The following is a 7,545-nucleotide window of genomic DNA, read 5'->3' as shown; positions in this document are numbered from 1 at the left end:
TGGATTGTTCCTCCTCAGAGATCTCGTTCGTGACCGGCAAGACGCGTCGCCTCGCGCGTCGACGCGGAAACTCGCCCTCATAAACAAGGGGGAGGGGGCGCGGTTCCGAGGGGAGCCCGCCAAGTGGTTGAATCGCGTTCCGCGAGTATGACCCGCGACGGGAGCGTGGGCTTTGGTAAACAAAGTGCGAATTTTTGACGTGCCCGGCCGATTGTGCTAAACCTATGCGCGTACGGGGAGGGGTGGACCATGAGCGGCATCTTCTCGATCCTGGGGGACTCCCAGGCCGGCATGCTCCGCATGCGCCAGGCGGGCAAGGCCTTTGAAAAGGCCAACGAAGCGCTGTTCGAAAAGACCGACAACAAGTACCGCAAGGAGCTTGGCCCCGCCTCGCTGGCCGACAAGGCGCAGGCCGAGCGGGCGCGCTCCTACCTCGATCCCGACCGGCTGCGCGACGCGCATTCCGCCATGACCGCCATGGAGGAGGCCCGGCGCATCAACAACCCCAAGGCCGCCGCCGAGGAGCGCCTGCAGAAGGCCGAGCGGCGGATCCAGGAACTGCGGCAGGAGGCGCGCCTCGCCGCCGCCCGCGGCGACCGCGAGAAGCTGGCCCAGCTGGCGCGCGAGGCGGCCCAGCTGGCCCGCGAGGCCGGCAAGGCGGCCAAGGAGTTCTCCCTGGGCGTGTCGGCCGCCGCGGCGGCGGGGAAGGGGGCCACCACCGGGAATTCGATCGAGGTCACCCGCGAGACCACCGTCACCACCGTGACCATCGCCTCGGTGGAAACCAGCGTCGAGGTGCGTATCGGCATGGGCGGCATGAATGGCGACGCCGCCCAGGCGGCGGCCGCCCCGCCGCCCACGGCCGCGAACGTTCCGGCCGACGGCAGCGTGCCGGCCGAGAACGCCGCGCAGGACGCCGCGCAGGATATCGTCCCGCAGGAGATGCTGGACCTCGCCCAGAGCATCATGGGCCTCGCGCAGGCGGGCATGCTGCCGGCGACCGAGGCGCCCGGCGGCAAGGCGCAGCAGCTCGTCCAGAAGATGTTCGCCGACGGCGAGGCGAAGATGTCGCGCTACAAGGAGGCGGACGCCTTCGCGCGCCGCATCGAGCGCGTGATCGCCGTCGCCAAGAACGTCCTGACCGAGGCCAAGGCCGCCAACGAACTGGAAACCGACGAGACGCGCAAGAAGGAGCGCCGCGAGGGCTTCAAGGAGGACGAGAAGACGCTGGAGGCCGCGCGCGAGGAGGTGCAGGACCTGCGCAGCGTGGCCATGGACTCCGGCATCACGGCGGACGACATCGCCGGTGCCTTGCTGGACACCACGGTCGGCGCCGACACCAGCGTCGCCGCCGTCGATCCCGGCGCCGTGCAGCCGACCGTCAACGTCACGGCCTGATCACTCCGCCAGATCATTTCGCCAGATCACTCCGCCGGCTTCGTCTCCGCCGCCACGGCCCGGCGCGGCCACAGCTGCCAGAGCAGCGCCGCCACCTCCAGCGCCACGACGCCGGCCATCGCCGCGTGGTGGCCCTGCGGCGAATAGCCGCCCCCGTCCGGCGGCGGGAAGGCGCCGATCACCGCGCCGATGGCCGACTGGAAGGTGAAGGCGACGGCGAACATCATCAGGTTGGCCGCGGTGTTGGCACGGCCGGCCAGCGCCGCCGGAAAGCTCTGCGACATGATCGCGAAGACCATCACCCCCGCCGCCGCGAAGAAGGAGTAAAGCACCCACGCCACCGCCGGCGGGATCGGCGCGTCGAACAGCATCGCCAGTTGCACCACGATGCCCAGCGCCGCGCCCGTGGTGCACACCACGGTCGGCGGCAGGCCGACGCGGCGCAGCGCGTCCGCCGCCATGCCGAAGCCGGCGAAGCCCGCCACCATGGCCAGCGCCGCGTATTGCAGGTGGGCGGCGACCGCCATGCGGTCCAGCCCGTCGATGTCGCGCAGCCACGGGCCGGCCCACAGGCTGATGTAGGTCATGAAGACGCCCTGCATCAGGGTCGGCAGCGGCGCCAGCCGCCAGAAGGTGCGGCTGGAGAACACCGCCGCCGTGCCGCGCAGCATGCTGCCCCAGGTGGCGCTGCCCGCCCCCTCGCGCCGCCGTTCCGGCACCACGGCGACGAGCAGCACGGCCGCCGCCGCCGTTGCCGCCGCCAGGCCCAGGAACAGCCCGCGCCAGTCGGTGACGGAGAGGAGTGCCCGCACCGGCGTCGTCGCGAACACCGCGCCCAGGCCGCCGCAGGCCATGAACAGCCCGTTGATCATGGGCAGGCGTTCCGTCGGCCACCACATGACGTTGGCGGTGATCGCCGCCATCAGGCACGCCGACACGCCCAGCCCGATCAGCGCCCGCCCGGCCGCCAGCACGCCCAGGCTGTCGCCCATGGCGAACACCGCCGCCCCCAGCGCCCCCACCAGCAGCAGCGCCGCTTCCACGGTGCGCGGGCCATAGCGGTCCAGCAGGATGCCCAGCACCGGCTGGAAGGCGCCGAAGGCGATGAAGTAGGCGCTGGTCAGCAGCCCCAGCCCGGCGGCCGTGACGCCCAGCGAGGCCGTCAGCTCGTCCGCGATCACCGCGTTCACGGTGCGGTAGAGATACGACAGGAAATACGCCAGCGCGAACGGCACGAACACCGTCACGATCCGGCGCGGCACGCTGACGGCGTGCGCGTACGCGGAATCCCTCACCTCTGGACCTCGGCCTTTGTTTATCGTTGTCGTTCGTCTTCGTGGCCGGCCTCGCCGCCCGGAGGTCGGGGCGGCGATTCCTCCTTGCAACAGGTGCTAACCCCCTTCGGCTATCCTCGCAAGAGAGACATTCCACGTATTCGCTGAAGGGATCTCTCTTGACGGAACCCGTGCGGAGGAGCACGCTCAGTCCTGTGAGTGATGGTGCTTTGACAGCATCGGAATCACAACACCGACCGGTCTTCGGACCGGCCGGCTAGACGGTCGGATTGCCAGCGGCAACTCCATGAACCGCCCCCGTGCGGTTTCGCAAAGGCGATGTTGCCCATCCGACTGAACGGCGGCGAAGCCAGACCCGGGTGGCTTCGCCGCCGATTGCTTTTCCGGGGTCCCCCCAGACATCTCCGACGTTGGGTTTTCGCTGGCGCTCAGCCCAGCATGCCGGTGCGTGCGCGCGTCCGCAGGTTGGGTTGAGCGCCAGCGAAAACCCAACGTCCCGCACGCCTCAAATGCGGCGCACATCGCCGGCCGCGAAAACACGCGGCACGCGCAGCGGGATCGTTCGTTCACCTGCGAAGTTGATTGAAAATCGAAATACTTTCTCCGCAATCGCCAACCGTATTGTAAGCGATGGCCGCCTCCGCCGCCTGTGTCAGAAAAACGCATGAGGATGGGCGCAAAAAAGGGGTACGAACCTCTGATTTAACCCAGCATTAACCAGGATGGCCTGATTTTTGTGGCACCGGACGACAAGGGCAGCAGAGCACGACGAGTTCGCCGCCCATGAGTCCAACCACGATGCTTTGAGAGGCCCGGACCATGACGATGACCATGACGGGTGCCATGCGCGAAGTGGCCTGGGCCGGAGCGGGACTCCGGCGCAACGGGATCGGTCTCGGGCTGGCGGTTCTGCTGCTGGCCGGGTGCCCCGGCCCCACCATGACGTCCGACCCCGGCGCCACGTCGTCCGGGGCGCCGGGCAAGCTGGCGCTGATCCAGCCGCCGCCTCCCAAGGTGAAACCGCCCATTCGTGCGAGCGAGGCGCCGACCGCGCCGACGCCGCCCCGACCCGCCGCCGGCCAGGCGCTCGCCGCCACCGGCAAGATCGATCCCGAGGCTCTCGTCGGGCTGGACCAGGGCCAGACCCGCCGTCTCCTGGGTGTCCCCGTTTCGACGGAGGAGGAAGCCCCCGCCAAGGTCTGGCGCTACGCCAAGGGCACGTGTTCGCTCAAGGTGTTCTTCTTCATGGACATGACGACCCAGGATTTCCGAGCCCTCTCCTACGACATGAAGAGCAGCGAGAATGTCCCAGATGTCGATCAACGATGCTTCGCCCATCTCCTCGCCCAAGCCGGGGACGGCCGCAATGACTAACGCCGGTATCGCCCGCGTGGCGCTGGTCGACGACGACGACCTGTTCCGCGAGTCTCTCGGCCTCAACCTCGCCGACGAGGGCTACGAGGTCGTCTCCTTCAACCGGGGGGAGCCCGCGCTCGACTTCTTCGCCGAAGGCGGTCAGGTCGACATCGTCCTCCTGGACTGGCGCATGCCCAAGCTGGACGGCATCGACGTGCTGCGCCAGATGCGCGCCCGCGGCATCGACGTGCCGGTGATCTTCCTCACCGTGCTGTCCGACCAGATCTATGAGGAGGCCGCACTGTCCGGCGGTGCCCTCGACTTCGTCGAGAAGTCGCGCAGCCTGTCGATCCTGCTGAAGCGCATGCGCCTCATCATCGACGGCATCAAGGGCTCCACGGAGGAGGGCGGCGAACAGGCCCAGCCCGTGTACGCCCTGGGCAAGCTGGAACTGCGCCTCGACAACAGCCGCGCCCTGTGGGACGGCAAGCGCATCGACCTGACGCTGACCGAGTTCAACATCGTCAAGCTGATGGCGACGCGCCCGGACGAGGACGTGTCCTACCGCGAGATCTACGACCTCGTGCACGGCAAGGGCTTCGTGGCCGGCTACGGCCCGTCGGGCTACCGTGCCAACGTGCGCGCCTTCATCAAGCGCATCCGCCAGAAGTTCCGTGCGGTCGACGGCCAGTTCGACTGCATTGAGAACTACCCCGGTTTCGGTTACCGCTGGGGTGATGGCACCAACGGCGAGGGCGCCGGCGTGCATGAGGAGGACGTCGACGTTGGCATGGTCAATGGCGCTCCCGCAGCCGCGGAGTAAGTCGAGGATCGGATGGCTGTGGCGTTCCCTGGCTGGCCAGGTCACGCTGCTGACCATCGTGTTCGTGGCGGTGCCGGCGCTGATCTACGATCAGTTCCGGCGCGCCGACGAGGTGAGCCAGACACTGCTCCTGCAAAGCGCGGAGCAGCAGGGCACCCTGATCGCCCGGGCCCTTGAGCCCGAACTGGCGCGGGCCGACCGCGCCGCCCTGCCGCAGCTGGGCGCGTCGCTAGCCCGTTTCGCCGACGAACGCACGCGCCTGCGCCTTCTGGTGCAGCCGCGCACGCTGTCGGGCGGCGACGGCTTCTTCTACGTGGCGTCGGCCCCGCACGTGCCGATCGCCGACCTGGACGCCGAGCGCGGCCAACTGCTGGAACAGGGCGTGCTCGCCCGCCTGGGCGTCAGCTGTGCCGGCAACGAGCCGCTGGCGATGCGCGTCCCGCGCACCTCGGGCGGGGTCGAGGTGCTCAGCTCCGTCACGCCGATCAAGACGTCGTTCGGCTGCTGGGCGCTGGTGACCAGCCACGCCACCGAAGGGTGGGTGGGCTCCTCGCTCGGCCGGCCCTACTGGAAGACGCCGGTGGTGCAGGCCGCCGCGCTGATCTACGTCATCATGGCGATCCTGGTGTTCGCCGTCCTGCTGGGCGTGTGGCGCAACCTGCACCGTTTCGGCGCGCTGGCCCGCGGCATCGTCAACGGCGACGCCGGCACCGCGTCGTTCGCCGAGCGCAACACCGTCCCCGAACTGGCCGGCGTGGCCGAGGACTTCGACCGGCTGGTCGACTCGCTCCGCCAATCCGCGCTCCTGCTCCGCCGCGCGGCGGAGGACAACGCGCACGCCTTCAAGACGCCGATCGCCGTCATCCGCCAGTCGTCCGAGCCGCTGCGCCGCGCGCTGCCGCCCGACGACTCCCGCTGCCAGCGCGCACTGGCGATGATCGAGCGGTCCGTGGACAAGCTGGACGGGCTGGTCTCCTCCACCCGCCGCATGGACGAGGCGACCGCCGACCTGCTGGAGCCGCCGCGCCGCAAGGTGAACCTGTCCGCCCTGGTCGAGCGCATGGCCAACAGCTACACCGGCCTCCTGGCCGAACGGCGGCTGCACATGCGCTCCACCGTCGAGGCGGGCGTCGTGGTGCGCGCCAGCGAGGACCTGCTGGAGACGGTGGTCGAGAACATCGTCGAGAACGCGGTCAGCTTCTCGCCGGAGAACGGCACGGTGCAGGTGCGCCTGATGCGCCACGGCAACCGCGCCGAGCTGACGGTGGAGGACGAAGGGCCGGGCGTGGATCCCGCCAACCTGCCGCGCATCTTCGAGCGCTACTTCTCCCAGCGCGAGGCCGGCAAGGGCATGCCCGCCGACGACCCCACCGGGCAGACGGCGGAGGGCACGCACTTCGGCATCGGCCTGTGGATCGTGCGCCGCAACGTCGAGGCGGTGGGCGGCAAGATCCAGGGCGAGAACCGCCGCGACGGCAAGGGATTCCGCATCCGCATCACCCTGCCGGTGGCGCAGTAATCGCCGGCGTCACGCCAGCGCCTCCGGCCCCAGCCGCCCGCGCCCGTGCGGCGCGTCGAGGTTCAGTACCGGACCCTTCGGCACGATGCCGGTCGGGTTGATCATGGTGTGGCTGGCGTAGTAGTGCCGCTTGATGTGGTCGAAATCCACCGTGCCGGCGACGCCGGGCACTTGGTACAGGTCGCGCAGGTAGCCGGACAGGTTGGCGTAGTCGGCGATGCGCTGCCGATTGCACTTGAAGTGCCCGACGTACACGGCGTCGAAGCGCACCAGCGTGGTGAACAGGCGGATGTCCGCCTCGGTCAGCCGGTTGCCGACGAGCCAGCGCTGCGTGGCCAGCCGCGCGTCCAGCTCGTCCAGCGCGCCGAACAGCGCGTCGAAGGCGGCCTCGTACTTCTCCTGGCTGGTGGCGAAGCCGGCCTTGTAGACGCCGTTGTTCACGCGGTCGTAGACGAAGGCGTTGACGCGGTCGATCTCATCGCGCAGTTCGGCCGGGTAGAAGTCCAGCCGCGCGTCGCCGAATTCGTCGAACGCGGTGTTCAGGATGCGCAGGATCTCGGCGGACTCGTTGTTGACGATGCTGCCGGTCCTGCGGTCCCACAGCACCGGCACGGTGACGCGGCCGGTGTAGTCGGGCCTGGCCTTGGCGTAGACCTTGTAGAGGAAGCGCGCGCCGTTCACCGGGTCGGCGCCGTCCGGCAGCACCCAGCCGTTCTCGCGCATCAGCGGGTCGACCGCCGACACCGAGATCACGTCCTCCAGCTTCTTCAGCGCGCGGACGATCAGCGTGCGGTGCGCCCAGGGGCAGGCCAGCGCCACGTAGAGGTGGTAGCGCCCGGCCTCCGGCTGGTACGGCGTGGAGCCGTCGGCCGTCACCCGGCCGCGGAACTGCGTCTCCGGCCGCACGAAGGCGCCGCCGGTGGACTTCGTGTCGTACCACTGGTCGCTCCAGCGGCCGTCGATCAGCAGGCCCATGGTGTTCTCCCTCTCCCTCTCGCCCTCTCCCCCGGAGGGGGAGGGCTATCGCATGTAAGCAAAGAGTTCGAAGAAGAATTCTTCGCTTATCATGGCCCTGAACATTTTCAGGCTCATTGACCGGTCCAACGGGTGCGCCCGCAAGATGTTCTGAGCCAAGCGCCGGATGACCGCAAGGT

6 protein-coding genes are annotated in these 7,545 nt (G+C 69.1%); 4 read left to right on the top strand and 2 right to left on the bottom strand.

What is annotated here, in order from left to right; genetic code table 11:
* Window positions 1-249: 249 nt before the first annotated feature.
* The gene (locus VED21_RS03135) at window positions 250-1,398 is read left to right on the top strand and encodes a hypothetical protein (RefSeq protein WP_324880850.1); all 1,149 of its coding nucleotides are present in this window, start codon (window positions 250-252) and stop codon (window positions 1,396-1,398) included.
* A gap of 26 nt (window positions 1,399-1,424) precedes the next feature.
* Here the strand turns inward: VED21_RS03135 and VED21_RS03130 are convergent, their stop codons facing one another.
* Window positions 1,425-2,693 (bottom strand): MFS transporter, encoded by a 1,269-nt coding sequence (locus VED21_RS03130; protein ID WP_324880849.1) that lies wholly within the window; start codon window positions 2,691-2,693, stop codon window positions 1,425-1,427.
* 819 nt (window positions 2,694-3,512) lie between these two features.
* On the opposite strand from VED21_RS03130, the gene VED21_RS03125 reads away from it, so the two are divergent.
* Genes VED21_RS03125 through VED21_RS03115 form a run of 3 tightly spaced genes read left to right on the top strand, consistent with a single transcriptional unit; the run spans window position 3,513 to window position 6,391 of the window.
* Window positions 3,513-4,067 carry a hypothetical protein gene (locus VED21_RS03125; protein ID WP_324880848.1) on the top strand — a complete coding sequence of 185 codons (555 nt, stop codon included), beginning with the start codon at window positions 3,513-3,515 and terminating at the stop codon, window positions 4,065-4,067.
* A complete protein-coding gene (locus VED21_RS03120) occupies window positions 4,060-4,872 on the top strand; it encodes a response regulator transcription factor (RefSeq protein WP_324880847.1) in 813 nt (270 codons plus the stop codon). Before VED21_RS03125 ends, VED21_RS03120 begins: the two co-directional genes overlap by 8 nt.
* Window positions 4,847-6,391: a HAMP domain-containing sensor histidine kinase gene (locus VED21_RS03115; protein WP_324880846.1), complete on the top strand. Its 1,545-nt coding sequence runs from the start codon at window positions 4,847-4,849 to the stop codon at window positions 6,389-6,391. The genes VED21_RS03120 and VED21_RS03115 overlap by 26 nt, the downstream gene beginning before the upstream one ends.
* 9 nt (window positions 6,392-6,400) lie before the next feature.
* On the opposite strand, the gene VED21_RS03110 is transcribed toward VED21_RS03115, so the two are convergent.
* The gene (locus VED21_RS03110) at window positions 6,401-7,366 is read right to left on the bottom strand and encodes a glutathione S-transferase family protein (protein ID WP_324880845.1); all 966 of its coding nucleotides are present in this window, start codon (window positions 7,364-7,366) and stop codon (window positions 6,401-6,403) included.
* Window positions 7,367-7,545: the final 179 nt, after the last annotated feature.

Source organism: Azospirillum sp., from assembly GCF_035627195.1.
GTDB lineage: Bacteria > Pseudomonadota > Alphaproteobacteria > Azospirillales > Azospirillaceae > Azospirillum.
The sequence above is the reverse complement of the archived record's forward strand: the minus strand, read 5'-3'. Positions and strand labels throughout refer to the sequence as shown.